Source organism: Streptomyces sp. NPDC046866 (genome assembly GCF_040704625.1).
GTDB lineage: Bacteria > Actinomycetota > Actinomycetes > Streptomycetales > Streptomycetaceae > Streptomyces.
This window is the reverse complement of sequence record NZ_JBEYXN010000001.1, coordinates 86,601-100,594: the sequence shown is the minus strand read 5'-3', so window position 1 is coordinate 100,594 and position 13,994 is coordinate 86,601. Positions and strand designations below refer to the sequence as shown.

Sequence of the window (13,994 nt, the reverse complement as noted above, 5' to 3'; positions counted from 1 at the left end):
ACCCCTGGTGCGAGGAGGGTGCCTCCATGGTGACCGCGGCCGATCCCGACAACACCCGGACCAGCGTGTGGCTGGCGGCCGGACCCGCCGCACCCGCCAGACGCCGCTGCGAGGGCGCCTTCGGGCTCGACCGGGAGCGGATCACCGGGGCCACGGTGCGGCTGCTCGACGCGGAGGGGCTCGCCCGGTTCTCGATGCGGCGCCTGGCCGCCGCGCTCGGGGTCACCGCGATGTCCCTCTACTGGTACGTCGACACCAAGCACGACCTGCTCGAACTGGCCCTGGACCGGGCCCTGGGCGAGATCCCGCTCCCGCCGCCCGGACCGGCCCGGACGGCCGCGGAGTGCGGCCGCGAGGGGTGGTGCGGCCGGCTGCGCCTGCTGGCCTGCGGCTACCGCGGACTGCTCGCCGAACACCCGTGGGTGGCGGCGCTGGCGGCCGCCTACCCCAACATCGGCCCGCACGCCCGGGCCTTCGACTCCGCACTGCAGCGCCTGCTGGACGCCACCGGGCTGGCGGACGCCGCGCGCACCGGCGCCCACCTGGCCGTCTCGCAGTTCCTGCACGGCTGCGGGGCCACGGCCCGGCGGGTGCCCGACGGGGACTTCGGCCTGGCCCTCGACGTCCTGATCGCCGGCATCCAGGCGAAGGCCGCGGCCCCGCAGGCCCCGTAGCGGCGGCCGCCGGACCCAGCGGGCGCCCGCAGCGCTGCCGACCGCCGCCGCAGCCGCCCGCCCCCGCTGGCGACGGCCAACGCGGCGCCGCGGCTACTCCTGGGGGGAGGCCGCCGGGGCGTGCACCGCCGGCTTCGACTTCAGCGCGACCTCCTTGATGAACAGCACCAGGACGAGGCCGAGGAGCGCCGCGGGGGCTGCGTACAGGAAGACGTCGCCGACGCCGTGCCCGTACGCCGACTCGATCAGCTCGCGCAGCGGCGCCGGCAGCTTGTCGAGGTCGGGGATCCCGCCGCCCGAGGTGCCGCCGTGTCCCATGGCCGCGGCCTTCGGGCCGAGCGCGGCCAGCCCCTCCTTGACGTAGTGGGTGACCCGGTGCGCCATGACCGCGCCGAGCGCCGAGACGCCCACGGCGCCGCCGAGCGAGCGGAAGAAGGTGACGACCGAGCTGGCTGCCCCGAGGTCCTCGGGGGCCACCTGGTTCTGCGTGGCGAGCACCAGGTTCTGCATCATCATGCCGAGGCCGAGCCCGGTCAGCGCCATGTACAGCGCGATGTGCCAGTACGGGGTGTCGTACCGCAGGGTGCCCAGCAGCCCGAGCCCTGCCGTCAGCAGGACGCCGCCGGAGACGAGCCAGGCCTTCCACTTGCCGGTCTTGGTGATCACCTGACCGGAAACGGTGGAGGAGACGAAGAGCCCGCCGATCATCGGAATCGTGAGGATTCCGGACATCGTGGGGGACTCGCCCCGGGCCAGCTGGAAGAACTGGCTGAAAAACACGGTGCCCGAGAACATCGCGACGCCGACGAACAGCGAGGCGGCCGAGGCGAGGGCGATGGTCTTGTTGCGGAACAGGCGCAGCGGGATGATCGGGTCGCTCGCCCGGGACTCGACGAGCAGGAAGAGCAGGCCGAGCACCACGGCGCCGCCGGTCATGGCCAGGGTCGTCCAGGAGATCCAGCCGTAGGAGTCGCCGGCCTGGGTGACCCAGATCAGCAGCAGCGAGACGGCGCCGCTGATCAGGAAGGCGCCGAGCCAGTCGACCTTGACGTCGCGGCGGACGACCGGGAGGTGCAGGGTCCGCTGGAGCACGATCAGGGCGATGACCGCGAACGGCACGCCGACGTAGAAGCACCAGCGCCAGCCGAGCCACTCGGTGTCGGTGATGACGCCGCCGAGGAGTGGGCCGCCGACGGTGGCGACGGCGAAGACCGCGCCGAGGTAGCCGCTGTACCGGCCTCGCTCGCGCGGGGAGATCATGGCGGCCATCACGATCTGGGCGAGGGCGGACAGCCCGCCGACGCCGATGCCCTGGACCACGCGGCAGGCGATGAGCATGCCGGTGTTCTGCGACAGCCCGGCGACGACGGAGCCGAGGACGTAGACGACCAGGGCCAGCTGGACCAGCAGCTTCTTGCTGAAGAGGTCGGACAGCTTGCCCCACAGCGGGGTCGCCGCCGTCATCGACAGCAGGGCGGCGGTGACGACCCAGGTGTACGAGGACTGGGTGCCGCCGAGGTCGCTGATGATCTGGGGGAGGGCGTTGGAGACGATCGTGGACGACAGGATCGCCACGAACATGCCGAGCATCAGCCCGGAGAGCGCCTTCATGATCTGCGGATGCGTCATGGGCGGGTGCGCGGGCGCATGGGCGGACGAGGTCTGCGACCGGGCGCCTCCCCGCACACCGGAGGGTGTGGTGGTGGTCATGTGGGTCCTTTGTCTAGAAGCTCGAGCGGAGCCGGGCCAGCAGGGCGTTCAGTACGTCGATGTCGTGCGCGGACCAGTCGGCGAGGGCCCGTTCCAGCGCGCCGGTGTGGCGGGTGCCGATCTCGGCCAGGAGGGCCCGGCCGGCCGGGGTGAGCCGCAGGATGCGGCAGCGGCCGTCGCCGGGGTCGGCATCGCGGGTGATCCAGCCGCGGTCGACGACGTGCGCGACGTGCCGGCTGGTCACCGAGATGTCGATGGCCATGAGGTCGGCGAGCCGGCCGAGCCGCATCTCGCCGTGGCGGTCCAGCAGGGTCAGGACGGCGGCCGCGGCGGGCGGGCAGTCCGCGGGCAGGAGCCGGGCGAGCTCGCGTTTGACCGCGCCGATGCCGGCCAGCTGTCGGGCCAGCTCCTCGTGGCGGCCGGCCGGCGGGGCGGCCGCCGGGCCGCCCGGGTGAACCGTTCTCACTGCGGCTGCGGTCACCGGACTCCCCCCATCTTGTTGCTTAGGGCAACCATAGAAGCGGATGGTTGCTACAGGCAAATGAATCATGGGGGAGGAGCGGTAAAGGAATCGGAAAACCCGCTAGGGTCCTGGCCATGGCTTCGAACCACAACTCGCCGGGCCCCGAGGACTCCTACGACCCGGCCGGCAGCACCCAGATGTTCCGCGCCTTCGTCGAGGAGGCCGCCCCGGCGCGCCCGGAGGCCGGCACGCCCGGGTCCCGGCGCAAGCAGCCCGAGCGCGGCAAGGCGGGTGCCCGGGTCGCCGTCGCGATCGCGCTGGCCGCGATGTTCGGCATCGCCCTCTGGCTGGTCGTCCTGCGCTAGGCCAGGTGCCGGCTTGGGCCCGGCTGTCGGGTGCTGGCTTGGGCGCAGGCTGTTGGGTGCCGGGCCGCGGGGCGCCCGGACTGCGGGCTTCAGTTCCAGGTGGCGGTGGTCTTGCGCGTCTCCACGTGCATGCCCAGGGGCACCCGCCAGGACTCGACGCAGACCGTGTACGTCTGCGACCGCGTCGCACCGCCGGGCAGCGGCGCCGGGAGGGGCTGGGTCGTGGTGACCGTGGCCCAGTCGATGCCGAGGGCGCCGATGACGTGCGTCTCGAAGGCGACCGTGCCCGAACGCGCGGCGGTGGTGCCGGTGTTGGTGAACGCCACCGTCACGCGCTCGCACCAGCGCTCCGGGGCGGGAGTCCGTATGGGCGTGCTCAGCGTCAGCCGGGCCGGTGTGGATGGCGGTGCAGGCGTGGTTCCGGTGCCTGATCCCGGGCCGCCGGAGCCGCCGCCGCTGCTGCCGGAGCCGCCTGGGCCGCCGGGCGGGGTGGGCGTGCCGGGGGTGGTGGCGGGTGTGCCGGGCGGGGCGGTGGATCCGCTGCCCCGCGGGGTGGCCGGGCCCGCTGCGGTGCCGCCGGGCGGGGGCGCCATGGCTGCGCTCCCGGCGGAGCCCGCGGAGGTCTGCGGATCCCGGGTACCGCTCGGCGTATCGGCGGAAGAAGTGGATCCGCCCGCCGCGGACGGGCCGCCGAGCTGCTGGAACTCCACCGGTGCCTGCGGGGCCACGTTGTCGCCGGCGCGCCGCTCGGGGCCGGCGGCCACTGCGCCCGCGGCCGCATAGCCGTCGCGCTGTGGACCGCCGCAGCCGGTCAGGGGCAGGCACGCGGCGGCCGTGCACAGGGGCAGGGCGAGCAGGGCGGCCCTGCGGCGGAGTGCCGTTCGCATCGCCGCAGTGTTGCTGACGGGGCATCAAATGGGAACCCCGCCGACGGGCCGGAAGGCTCCGGCCCGCCCCCTCCTATTCGCCGATCAGACCGACCCGCAGCTGCGCCAGCGTGCGCGTCAGCAGGCGGGAGACGTGCATCTGCGAGATGCCGACCTCCTCGCCGATCTGCGACTGCGTCATGTTGGCGAAGAACCGCAGCATGATGATCTGCCGTTCGCGGGCCGGGAGTTTGGCGAGCAGCGGCTTGAGCGACTCGCGGTACTCGACGCCCTCCAGCGCGCTGTCCTCGTACCCGAGGCGGTCCGCCAGCGAGCCGTCGCCGCCCTCGTCCTCCGGGGAGGGGGAGTCGAGCGAGGAGGCGGTGTAGGCGTTGCCCACGGCCAGGCCGTCGACCACGTCCTCCTCCGACACGCCGAGCACGGCGGCCAGTTCGGGCACGGTCGGCGAGCGGTCGAGCTTCTGGGCGAGCTCGTCGCTGGCCTTGGTGAGCGCCAGGCGCAGCTCCTGGAGGCGGCGCGGGACGCGCACGGACCAGGAGGTGTCCCTAAAGAATCGTTTGATCTCGCCCACGACCGTCGGCATCGCGAAGGTGGGGAACTCCACCCCGCGTTCGCAGTCGAACCGGTCGATCGCCTTGATCAGGCCGATCGTGCCGACCTGGACGATGTCCTCCATCGGCTCGTTGCGGCTGCGGAAGCGGGCGGCGGCGTAGCGCACCAGGGGCAGGTTCAGCTCGATCAGGGTGTCGCGTACGTACGCCCGTTCGGGGCTGTCCGCGTCCAGGGCGGCAAGTCGCTGGAAGAGGGAGCGGGAGAGGGTGCGGGTGTCGATGGCTTCCGAGCGGTCTGGTGCCGCGGGTGCTGTGGGCGCCTCGCTCTTGACGAGCGTGAGCACCTTGGAGCTGCCCTGGTCTACGGACATGCCACCCCCTTGAGGTCGCGGACGGTCGCGTACGGCGCGTCCGTCTGACGAACGCAGCCTCCACCTGAATACCGGCGCCGGGGCTGCGGCAAACGCGGTTCCAGCAGAATGTCACATGTCGGCAACACGCTGTAGCGCCAAGTCGACATATAACTGCAGCGACAGAGCGGAATCAGCCGGTTCTGTCGGGAAACGCTCCGGGGATCTCCACCCGATCCGGTTACGCCTCGATCCTGTTTGCGGATCTGAGCCGGGCGAAGCTGCGCGCGAGCAGGCGCGACACGTGCATCTGCGACACGCCGAGCTCCGCGCTGATCTGTGACTGCGTCAGATTGCTGTAGTACCGCAGCAGGAGGATCCGCTGTTCGCGCTCGGGCAGTTGTACGAGGAGGTGGCGTACGAGGTCGCGGTGCTCGACCCCGGCTAGCTCGGGGTCCTCGTAGCCGAGCCGGTCCAGCAGCCCCGGCAGGCCGTCGCCCTCCTGGGCCGCCTCCAGTGAGGTCGCGTGGTAGCTGCGCCCCGCCTCGATGCAGCTCAGCACCTCCTCCTCGCTGATCCGCAGCCGCTCGGCGATCTCGGGCGTGGTAGGGGTGCGCCCGTGCAGGGTGGTGAGGTCCTCGGTGGCCGCGTTGACCTGGACCCACAGCTCGTGGAGCCGGCGCGGCACGTGCACGGTGCGGACGTTGTCGCGGAAGTACCGCTTGATCTCGCCCACGACGGTCGGCATCGCGAAGGTCGGGAACTGCACGCCGCGGTCCGGGTCGAACCGGTCGATCGCGTTGATCAGGCCGATGGTGCCGACCTGGACCACGTCCTCCATGGGCTCGTTGCGGCTGCGGAAGCGGGCGGCCGCGTAGCGCACGAGCGGGAGGTTCGCCTCGATGAGGGCGGCGCGCACCCGCGCGTGCTCGCTGCTGCCCGGCTGCAGGCCCTTCAGCTGGCCGAACAGGACCTGGGTGAGGGCCCGGGTGTCCGCGCCCCGGCTGTGCGGTCTCGGGGCCGCCGGGGGCTCCTCCGGGGAGTCCTGTTGGGGCGGGACGGGGGCGTCCGGCTGCGCTGCGCGCGGGGTGGTGTGCGCGGGAGCGGACGCGGGGGCGGGTGGGTGCGGGGCGGTGCCCTGTCCGGGGCCGTGTGGGGGATCCTGCTGGGGTGGCACCTGAGGTGCAGTACTGGCCGGCACGTCACGCCACCCCTTCATGTCAACTCATCCCACTCATCCGTCAAAAGCGGTCATAGCATCACAAGACATGTGCACTGTGTGCAAGCACCGTATATCGCCGTGTTGTGGGCAAGTTGGGCATAATGGGGTGTTCGGCGCAGAGGAGCCACGAGGGCCGGGAACACAAAACCCCCCACCCGTCGGAGTGGGGGGCCGGTTAGTCCGCAAACCGCATCAGCGTACGGGTTCAGCGCACCAGTTCGGTCATGAACGCGCCGATGCCGTGGGCTGCGTCCGAGATGCCCTGGAAGCCTATGCGGACGATGTCGGCCGCCTTGACCGGCTGGGTGATGATCACGAAGAGCACGAACACCACGAGCCCTCCCGTGATCATCTTCTTGGTCTCCATGAGCGGTGTCGGCCTCCCCCAACCGGTCCTGCGAAGTCGGGTGAGTCTAACCGGTCGTGTTCGGACACTCACCGGACCTTTAAGGACCAATGACCCGGGCCCAGAGGTCCTTCGCCGCTGGGCGCGGCGTCCCGGGCGGCGCACGATGGAGGCAGGCCCACCGGTTCTGGCAGGAAACCGGAGGGCCAGGGACCGGGTCCGACTGCGGGGCCCGGGCCGCACGCTCCCCCCTGACTGCGGCCCGGGCTTGCCGGCCCGCCCCCGTCGGGGGAAGCGGCTCGTCCCCCGGCGGCCGCTTCCCCCGCCCCGCGTGCGAAGGCCCCGACCCCGGTCGGGGCCTTCGGCGTGCCCGGCCCCGTGGGGCGCCTACTGGATGGCGCCGAGCAGGTTCACGAGGGGCGCTACCGGGGCGATGACGGGGTCCAGCTGGTTCGGCAGGTCGTTCAGCTGGTTGAGCTGGTTCAGCGCGTCGAGCTTCCTGCCGACGTCCTGGACGGAGCCGGGCATCGCGCCCTCCGGCATGCCCGGGGCGGCCTGCGGCAGGTCCGGCAGGGTGATCGGGGCGGCGGGAGTGGCGGACGCGGCGGGAGCGGCGAGGCCCGCGGCGGCCCCCGCGAGGGCGAGGGCGGCGAGCATGCGCTGGGTCTTGGTCATGCCGTGACAACGGCCCGGACGGGCGGCCGGTCACGCCGGGGCCGGCCCGCGCTCACCGGTGCGGAGTAGGGGGCGCCTGCCGTGTCGTGCGGGGCGTTGCCGGGCCGGAAACCGCCGAGAGCCCCGGCCCTTGCGGGTCGAGGCTCTCGATCGGAGCGGTAGTGGAGGGATTTGAACCCCCGATGGGTTGCCCCATACTCGCTTTCGAGGCGAGCTCCTTCGGCCACTCGGACACACTACCGAGATGGATCCTAGCCTATGGATCGGCATCCGATGAAATCGGTGATCCGCGGCTGCCTCAGAGGGCGCGGAAGAAGGCGGTCAGCTGCTGCGCGCACTCCTCGGCGAGCACGCCGCGGACCACCTCCGGCCGGTGGTTGAGCCGGCGGTCCCGTACGAGGTCCCAGAGCGAGCCAGCGGCGCCCGCCTTCTCGTCCGCGGCGCCGTAGACGACCCGTGCCACGCGCGACTGCACGAGGGCGCCCGCGCACATCACGCACGGCTCCAGGGTCACCACGAGGGTGCACCCCGGAAGCCGCCATTCCCCGAGCCGGGCGGCCGCACGGCGCAGCGCCAGCACCTCGGCGTGCGCCGTCGGGTCGCCCGTGGCCTCCCGCTCGTTGTGCCCGGTGGCGAGGAGCTCCCCGTCCGGGCCCAGCACGACGGCGCCGACCGGCACGTCGCCGGCCGGCACCGCCCGGGCGGCCTCCTGCAGCGCCAGGCGCATGGAGTCCCGCCACGGGTCCCGTACGGGATCGGGGCCGTGCGTGGGGTGGTGCGCGGTGATCACTAGCGAACGGCCTCCAGCACCTCGGTGGCGCCGAGCGACTCGGCGATCTCCGAGAGGGCGTCCCCGTCGAGGGTCATCAGCTGCTTGTTGCTCACGCCGAGGTCGTCCAGCAGGCGGGGGTCGCCGAGCGGGCCGGCCGGCACCCGCTCCGCGCCGGTCCCGGCGCCGGGGTCCTCGTCCGCGTCGCCGTCGGCGCCGGTGTACGCGGTGATCGGTTCCTCCTCGCCGTCCTCGGTGCCGTCCAGGTCCAGTTCGTCGAGTTCGTCCTCCTCCTCGTCGCTGCCCAGCAGCTCGTCGGTCAGCATCGAGCCGTAGGAGCTGCGGGAGGCCGCGGAGGCGTTCGAGACGAAGTACCGCGGGTCCTCCTCGCCGTCCACGCGGATGACGCCGAACCAGGCGTCCTCCTGCTCGATGAGGGCGACCACCGTGTCGTCGTCGACAGCGGCGGCACGCGCGAGATCGATCAGATCACTGAGGGACTCGACGTCGTCGAGTTCCATGTCGCTCGCTTCCCACCCGTCTTCGGTGCGCGCGAGCAGTGCGGCGAAATACACCGTGACTCTCCCACTGGTCATAGGCGTGCCGGTTGGAGGTCCCCCCGGCCGGAGGTGGGGAGGGTTGGAACGGCTGTGCTGCTCGCCGTTTCGTGCCCCGCCCAATCGGCATCGTGGCAGAAACAGCGGCTTTGCGAGAGGTCTTCCGCGCTTGCGTCGTGCCGCGCCGTGTCGCTGCACGGGCGGAGCGGACCCGGTCGGCGGCCTGTCCGGGGCCCGGGGCCCCGCCCCTCCGGCGGCCGCGTACGCGCCCCGCCACCACCCGTGCGGCCCGCCCCCTTCGGCGCTCCGCGCGGCCCTGCGGCCGCCGACCTGCAGCTGCCGACCGGGCGTTCGGCTTCCCGCCGCACCCCGCCGCGTCGCGCCCCGCCGCGGTCCGCCGCCGCCTTCGGAGCGGGTGCGGTCACCAGCGGAAGGTGCGCATGCGCATGTGCTGGCGCATGCGGGCCGCGCGGGCGCGGCGGGGCTGGACGCGGTCGCGAAGGGCGCGCGCTTCCATCAGGTCGCGCAGGAACTGCGCACGGCGCGCTCTGCGCTGCGCGGCAGTCTCCGGCAGCGCGTCCTCGCCCTCGTCTCGGCTCGGCTGCGTCTCGGGCATCGGCACCACCCCAGGCTGGTCCGGTCGTACACCCCCGCACCCCACCTTCCCCCGGACGGCCGGTTTGATGCCACCCCTTCGCAGGTCAGGCGTCGTCCGACAGGGCGGGCACCACGGCCACCGGACCGTGCGCGTGGTGCAGGACCGCGTGGGCCACCGAGCCGATCGCCACCCCGCGGATGCTGCGCCGCGGGTGGTGGCGGCCCACCACGACCAGGGCCGCCGACCGGGAGGCGTCCACGAGGCGGCCCGCCGCGTCCCCCGGGACGGCGGCCTGCTCGACCGGGACCTGCGGCCAGCGCGCCCGCAGCGGCTCCAGCCGCTCGGTCTGGGCACGCAGCATCTCCCGTTCGGCCGGGACCGCGTCCGCCTCGTCCGCGAGCCCCTCCGGGGTCAGCACGGCGAAGGGGGTGTCGACCATGACGACGGGCGCCGGCGGGATCGCGTACGCCGAGACCACCTGGACGGTGGTCCCCCGTGCGGCCGCCTCGGTGAAGGCGAAGACCAGGACGTCCTCGGGGGTCTCGGCGGCGTGCAGGCCGAGGACCACCCGCCCGGCGGACGCCCCGGACGCCCCGGACGCTCCGGACGCCCCGGCCGCGTCGGGCGCGGCGCGCTCCGCATGCGGGACGACCACCACCGGGCACGGCGCCGTCGCGGCCACGGCGCGGCTGTTGGAGCCGAGCAGCAGGGCGGCGAAGCCGCCGCGCCCGCGGGAGCCCATCACCAGCATCCGGGCCTCGGCCCCGATCACCCGCAGCGCCTCCGGAACGGAGCCTTCAAGGGCTTCGTACCGCACCTCGTCCGGCAGCTCCGGAGCCTCGGCGAGCAGGGCCCGGATCCGGTCCGCGACCGGGTCGGGGTACTCCTGCGGGGCCGCCGGGTCGGCCAGTGCGCGGCGCCGGCCCGCGTACAGCTGGGCGCTGTCGGGCAGGACATGGGCGACCACGAGGCCCGTGCCGTGCCGGAGCGCCGCGCTGCGGGCCCACTCCAGGGCCCGCAGGCTGTGCTCCGATCCGTCGACGGCCGCGATCACTCCTGCGGTGCTCACCCGTCCAGCGTGCTGGGCCGCGCGGCGGGCCGCATCCCGGGGCGTTCGGGCGCACGAGGGTACGCGCACCGCGTAGCCTTTTGGCTGTGGGTCGCGAAACCGTGCGGCCGTTTTTGCAGGTCGCAGGTCGAAACCCGACTTTTGAGCCTTGGAGGATGTTGTGCGTTTGCAGGTCGTCGATCACCCGTTGGTGGCGCACAAACTGACCACCCTGCGCGACAAGCGCACCGACTCCCCCACCTTCCGTCGGCTCGCCGACGAGCTGGTGACGCTCCTCGCGTACGAGGCCACCCGGGACGTGCGCACCGAGCAGTCCGACATCGAGACCCCGGTCGCGGCGACCACCGGCGTGAAGCTGTCGCACCCGCGCCCGCTGGTGGTGCCGATCCTGCGCGCCGGCCTCGGCATGCTCGACGGCATGGTCCGCCTGCTGCCGACCGCCGAGGTGGGCTTCCTGGGCATGGTGCGCAACGAGGAGACGCTGGAGGCCTCCACGTACGCGACGCGCATGCCGGAGGACCTCTCGGGGCGCCAGGTCTACGTGGTCGACCCGATGCTGGCCACCGGCGGCACGCTGGTCGCGGCGATCCAGGAGCTGATCAAGCGCGGTGCGGACGACGTCACGGCCGTGGTGCTGCTGGCCGCGCCGGAGGGCGTGGAGGTCATGGAGCGCGAGCTCGCGGGCACGCCGGTGACGGTGGTGACGGCCGCGGTGGACGAACGGCTCAACGAGCACGGCTACATCGTCCCGGGGCTGGGCGACGCGGGCGACCGCATGTACGGCTCGGCCGAATAGCGGACGGAACCCGCGGGACGGACCTGCGCCTGCCGCCGTACGCGTGCGGCGGCAGGCGCAGGTCAGCAGGAGGCGGCCGGCGTCGGCTGGGGGTGGGCCAGGAGGGCCAGTTCCTTGTCGGCGGCCTCCTTCGGACTCAGGTCCTTGAAGGCGTCGCCGAGGATCAGGTCGATGTCGGCGCCCTCGCGGGCGTCGTTCTGCTGCGCGTCGCCCTCGATCTGCGTGCTGAGCACCGCGTAGGCGGCCTTGTCGGTCTTGGCCGAGCCCACCAGGAGCCCCGTGCCGGGGACCTTCTTGTCGAGGTCGGCGGGGGCGTTGCCGACGTGGCCGACGGCGAAGCCGCGCTTCTTCAGCTCGTCGCCGACGGCCTTGGCCAGGCCTGCGCGCGCCGTGGCGTTGTACACGTTGACGGTGATGTCTCCGGGCTGCGGGAGGGGGACCGCGGCAGCGCTCGCGGCCGTGACGCCCGCAGGTGCGGCGCCCGCCTTCGGCCGCGCGCTCGGACAGTGCTTCGCGGCCATGGCGCCGCTCTGTTTCCCGCTGCCGCCCTCACCGCGGAACACGTGGATGAGCTGCAGCGATCCGTAGCCGAGCACGGCGAGGCCGAGGACTGCGCCGAGCAGGGTGAAGACGATCCGGCGGCGGCGCCGCGGACGGCTCATGCGGGGGTACGCCGCTCCCGTCACGCGGTACTTTCCGCCCATGCCGGGAGGAGTGAGCATGCTCATGGGCGCAGCGTAATACCGGCCGCTGCCGATGCCCACCGAATGATCTGTTGATAGGGCAAGACCGACCCGAAAGGCGCAATTCGCACGAACCGGGAACGGCCGGAAACCGCCGCCGGACTCCGCCCGCCGACCCGGGGCGCGAGGGGGTGCGAAGGCGCGCGAAAGCGCGCGAAGGGGTGCGAAGGGGTGCGCGGTGGGGCGCTGGCGGTGCGTCAGTCCATTTCGAGGACGCGCGCGTGCAGCACCTGCCGCTGCTGGAGGGCCGCGCGCACGGCGCGGTGCAGCCCGTCCTCCAGGTACAGGTCCCCCTGCCACTTCACGACGTGGGCGAAGAGGTCGCCGTAGAAGGTGGAGTCCTCGGCGAGCAGCGTCTCGAGGTCCAGCTGCCCCTTGGTCGTCACCAACTGGTCGAGCCGGACCGGGCGCGGGGCGACATCCGCCCACTGCCGGGTGGTTTCCCTGCCGTGGTCGGGGTACGGCCGCCCGTTTCCGATGCGCTTGAAGATCACACGGAAAGCCTACCGGGCCGGTGCCTGCGGGCGCAGCCTTGCCCGGTCGGTGCAAAAGTGGCATAGGGGCCTCATTCGGGAGAGTTCTATGAGCGAGAGCACCGACCCGGCGCCGTCGGCCGCCGACCGGATCGCCGCCGGGTACGCCGTCACCGGCCCCGCGCTCGAACTGGGCGCCCTGCTCTGGGACGGGGCCTGCCTGCCGGACCGGCAGATCCGCATCCCGCTCTCGGTGCTCAACCGGCACGGGCTGGTCGCGGGCGCCACCGGCACCGGCAAGACCAAGACCCTCCAGCTCATCGCCGAGCAGCTCTCCGCGAACGGCGTACCGGTGTTCCTCGCCGACATCAAAGGGGACGTCTCGGGCATCTCGGCGCCGGGCGCGGCGAACGACAGGACCGCGCAGCGCGCCGCCGAGGTCGGCCAGGACTGGCAGCCCGCCGGAGCCCCCGCCGAGTTCTACGCGCTCGGCGGGATCGGGCCGGGCATCCCGCTGCGGGCCACCGTCACCGGCTTCGGCCCCGTCCTGATGTCGAAGGTGCTCCGGCTCAACCAGACGCAGGAGCAGTCCCTCGGGCTGATCTTCCACTACGCCGACGCCAAGGGCCTGGAGCTGGTCGACCTCAAGGACCTGCGGGCGGTCGTCGCCTTCCTCGTCTCCGACGAGGGCAAGGCCGAACTGAAGGGCATCGGCGGGCTGTCCACCGTCACCGCCGGGGTGATCCTGCGCGCGCTGACCGCGTTCGAGCAGCAGGGCGCCGGCGCGTTCTTCGGTGAACCCGATTTCGACACGGCGGAGTTCCTGCGCACCTCCGCCGACGGGCGCGGGGTGGTCTCCGTCCTGGAGCTCCCGGCCGTCCAGGACAGGCCGCAGCTGTTCTCCACGTTCCTGATGTGGCTGCTCGCCGACCTCTACGCCGACCTGCCCGAGGTCGGCGACCTGGACCGGCCCAAGCTCGTCTTCTTCTTCGACGAGGCCCACCTGCTCTTCAGCGACGCCTCGAAGGCGTTCCTGGAATCCATCACCCAGACCGTCCGGCTCATCCGCTCCAAGGGCATCGGCGTCTTCCTCGTGACGCAGACGCCCAAGGACGTCCCCGCGGACGTCCTCGGCCAGCTCGGCAACCGGGTCCAGCACGCGCTGCGCGCCTTCACCCCCGACGACGCCAAGGCGCTGAAGGCCACCGCGAAGACCTTCCCGAACTCGGAGTACGACCTTGAGGAGCTCCTGACGCAGCTCGGCACCGGCGAGGCCGTGGTCACCGTCCTCAGCGAGAGGGGCGCTCCCACCCCGGTCGCGGCGACCCGGCTGCGCGCCCCGCAGTCGCTGATGGGCCCGGTCGGTGCGGCGGAACTGGACCGGGCGGTCAAGTCCTCGCCGCTGTGGCCCCGTTACGCGGAGCCCGTCGACCGCGAGTCGGCGTACGAGAGGATCAGCGCCGAGCAGGCGGCGGCCGAGGCGGCGGCGGAGGCCGCGGCGGCCGAGGCGGAGGCGGCGAAGCGGGCCGAGAAGCAGGCGAAGGAGCAGGCGAAGGAGGCGGCGAAGGAGGCGGCGAAGGGCCGCCGCGGCGCGCCCCGGCAGGAGGAGTCGCTGGCGCGGCAGGTGGTGGGGAGCGGCCTGTTCCGCTCGCTGGCCCGGTCGGTCGGGACCCAGCTGGGCCGGGAGATCTCCCGCTCGCTCTTCGGTACGGCCAAGCGGCGCAGGTGAGGGGGCGGATGACGGCC

General features: G+C 73.0%; 17 protein-coding genes and 1 tRNA gene. 4 read left to right on the top strand and 14 right to left on the bottom strand.

Annotated features, from left to right (window positions below; genetic code table 11):
* The first annotated feature begins 26 nt into the window (after positions 1 to 26).
* Complete coding sequence (locus tag AB0953_RS00490; protein WP_366857127.1) at positions 27 to 674, top strand: TetR/AcrR family transcriptional regulator; 648 nt, start codon at positions 27 to 29, stop codon at positions 672 to 674.
* Between the two features lie 93 nt (positions 675 to 767).
* Here the strand turns inward: AB0953_RS00490 and AB0953_RS00485 are convergent, their stop codons facing one another.
* Together AB0953_RS00485 and AB0953_RS00480 are read right to left on the bottom strand one after the other, a co-directional pair.
* Entirely contained in the window at positions 768 to 2,384 is a 1,617-nt protein-coding gene (locus tag AB0953_RS00485; protein ID WP_366857126.1) for an MDR family MFS transporter, read from the bottom strand.
* A 13-nt stretch (positions 2,385 to 2,397) separates the two neighbouring features.
* Positions 2,398 to 2,850 (bottom strand): MarR family transcriptional regulator, encoded by a 453-nt coding sequence (locus AB0953_RS00480; RefSeq protein WP_366857125.1) that lies wholly within the window; start codon positions 2,848 to 2,850, stop codon positions 2,398 to 2,400.
* A gap of 131 nt (positions 2,851 to 2,981) precedes the next feature.
* Here AB0953_RS00480 and AB0953_RS00475 point away from each other — a divergent pair, with 131 nt between their 5' ends.
* Positions 2,982 to 3,212, top strand: a complete 231-nt coding sequence (locus AB0953_RS00475) for a hypothetical protein (RefSeq protein ID WP_366857124.1) — start codon at positions 2,982 to 2,984, stop codon at positions 3,210 to 3,212.
* Between the two features lie 89 nt (positions 3,213 to 3,301).
* Here the strand turns inward: AB0953_RS00475 and AB0953_RS00470 are convergent, their stop codons facing one another.
* The 10 genes from AB0953_RS00470 to AB0953_RS00425 form a co-directional block, all read right to left on the bottom strand.
* Entirely contained in the window at positions 3,302 to 4,099 is a 798-nt protein-coding gene (locus AB0953_RS00470) for a hypothetical protein (protein WP_366857123.1), read from the bottom strand.
* 73 nt (positions 4,100 to 4,172) lie between these two features.
* A complete protein-coding gene (locus tag AB0953_RS00465) occupies positions 4,173 to 5,021 on the bottom strand; it encodes an RNA polymerase sigma factor SigF (RefSeq protein WP_366857122.1) in 849 nt (282 codons plus the stop codon).
* A 220-nt stretch (positions 5,022 to 5,241) separates the two neighbouring features.
* The gene (locus AB0953_RS00460; protein WP_366857656.1) at positions 5,242 to 6,201 is read right to left on the bottom strand and encodes an RNA polymerase sigma factor SigF; all 960 of its coding nucleotides are present in this window, start codon (positions 6,199 to 6,201) and stop codon (positions 5,242 to 5,244) included.
* A gap of 226 nt (positions 6,202 to 6,427) precedes the next feature.
* A complete protein-coding gene (locus AB0953_RS00455; RefSeq protein ID WP_361903536.1) occupies positions 6,428 to 6,589 on the bottom strand; it encodes a hypothetical protein in 162 nt (53 codons plus the stop codon).
* A 366-nt stretch (positions 6,590 to 6,955) separates the two neighbouring features.
* Positions 6,956 to 7,243 (bottom strand): hypothetical protein, encoded by a 288-nt coding sequence (locus AB0953_RS00450; protein ID WP_366857121.1) that lies wholly within the window; start codon positions 7,241 to 7,243, stop codon positions 6,956 to 6,958.
* 156 nt (positions 7,244 to 7,399) lie between these two features.
* Positions 7,400 to 7,484 (bottom strand) — tRNA-Ser (locus tag AB0953_RS00445).
* Between the two features lie 57 nt (positions 7,485 to 7,541).
* A complete protein-coding gene (tadA, locus tag AB0953_RS00440; RefSeq protein ID WP_366857654.1) occupies positions 7,542 to 7,970 on the bottom strand; it encodes a tRNA adenosine(34) deaminase TadA in 429 nt (142 codons plus the stop codon).
* Positions 7,971 to 8,032: 62 nt separating this feature from the next.
* Entirely contained in the window at positions 8,033 to 8,587 is a 555-nt protein-coding gene (locus AB0953_RS00435) for a hypothetical protein (protein WP_366857653.1), read from the bottom strand.
* 403 nt (positions 8,588 to 8,990) lie between these two features.
* Positions 8,991 to 9,185: a hypothetical protein gene (locus tag AB0953_RS00430; protein ID WP_366857120.1), complete on the bottom strand. Its 195-nt coding sequence runs from the start codon at positions 9,183 to 9,185 to the stop codon at positions 8,991 to 8,993.
* 85 nt (positions 9,186 to 9,270) lie between these two features.
* Positions 9,271 to 10,236 (bottom strand): universal stress protein, encoded by a 966-nt coding sequence (locus AB0953_RS00425; RefSeq protein ID WP_366857119.1) that lies wholly within the window; start codon positions 10,234 to 10,236, stop codon positions 9,271 to 9,273.
* Positions 10,237 to 10,396: 160 nt separating this feature from the next.
* Between AB0953_RS00425 and upp the strand changes: the two genes are divergently transcribed.
* The gene (gene upp / locus AB0953_RS00420) at positions 10,397 to 11,032 is read left to right on the top strand and encodes a uracil phosphoribosyltransferase (RefSeq protein WP_179176580.1); all 636 of its coding nucleotides are present in this window, start codon (positions 10,397 to 10,399) and stop codon (positions 11,030 to 11,032) included.
* 62 nt (positions 11,033 to 11,094) lie between these two features.
* Here the strand turns inward: upp and AB0953_RS00415 are convergent, their stop codons facing one another.
* Positions 11,095 to 11,760 (bottom strand): LytR C-terminal domain-containing protein, encoded by a 666-nt coding sequence (locus AB0953_RS00415; RefSeq protein ID WP_366857118.1) that lies wholly within the window; start codon positions 11,758 to 11,760, stop codon positions 11,095 to 11,097.
* A 212-nt stretch (positions 11,761 to 11,972) separates the two neighbouring features.
* Positions 11,973 to 12,269 (bottom strand): type II toxin-antitoxin system VapB family antitoxin, encoded by a 297-nt coding sequence (locus AB0953_RS00410; RefSeq protein WP_114058229.1) that lies wholly within the window; start codon positions 12,267 to 12,269, stop codon positions 11,973 to 11,975.
* 88 nt (positions 12,270 to 12,357) lie between these two features.
* Between AB0953_RS00410 and AB0953_RS00405 the strand changes: the two genes are divergently transcribed.
* On the top strand, positions 12,358 to 13,977 hold the full coding sequence (locus AB0953_RS00405) for a helicase HerA-like domain-containing protein (RefSeq protein WP_366857117.1): 1,620 nt from the start codon (positions 12,358 to 12,360) through the stop codon (positions 13,975 to 13,977).
* Positions 13,978 to 13,994: the final 17 nt, after the last annotated feature.

Bases quoted from the DNA above. Each gene is read 5' to 3' on its own strand.
- AB0953_RS00490 (WP_366857127.1), top strand. From the start codon at position 27: ATGGTGACCGCGGCCGATCCCGACAACACCCGGACCAGCGTGTGGCTG.
- AB0953_RS00485 (WP_366857126.1), bottom strand. From the start codon at position 2,384: ATGACCACCACCACACCCTCCGGTGTGCGGGGAGGCGCCCGGTCGCAG.
- AB0953_RS00475 (WP_366857124.1), top strand. From the start codon at position 2,982: ATGGCTTCGAACCACAACTCGCCGGGCCCCGAGGACTCCTACGACCCG.
- AB0953_RS00470 (WP_366857123.1), bottom strand. From the start codon at position 4,099: ATGCGAACGGCACTCCGCCGCAGGGCCGCCCTGCTCGCCCTGCCCCTG.
- AB0953_RS00465 (WP_366857122.1), bottom strand. From the start codon at position 5,021: ATGTCCGTAGACCAGGGCAGCTCCAAGGTGCTCACGCTCGTCAAGAGC.
- AB0953_RS00455 (WP_361903536.1), bottom strand. From the start codon at position 6,589: ATGGAGACCAAGAAGATGATCACGGGAGGGCTCGTGGTGTTCGTGCTC.
- AB0953_RS00450 (WP_366857121.1), bottom strand. From the start codon at position 7,243: ATGACCAAGACCCAGCGCATGCTCGCCGCCCTCGCCCTCGCGGGGGCC.
- tadA (WP_366857654.1), bottom strand. From the start codon at position 7,970: ATGCGCCTGGCGCTGCAGGAGGCCGCCCGGGCGGTGCCGGCCGGCGAC.
- AB0953_RS00430 (WP_366857120.1), bottom strand. From the start codon at position 9,185: ATGCCCGAGACGCAGCCGAGCCGAGACGAGGGCGAGGACGCGCTGCCG.
- AB0953_RS00415 (WP_366857118.1), bottom strand. From the start codon at position 11,760: ATGAGCATGCTCACTCCTCCCGGCATGGGCGGAAAGTACCGCGTGACG.
- AB0953_RS00405 (WP_366857117.1), top strand. From the start codon at position 12,358: ATGAGCGAGAGCACCGACCCGGCGCCGTCGGCCGCCGACCGGATCGCC.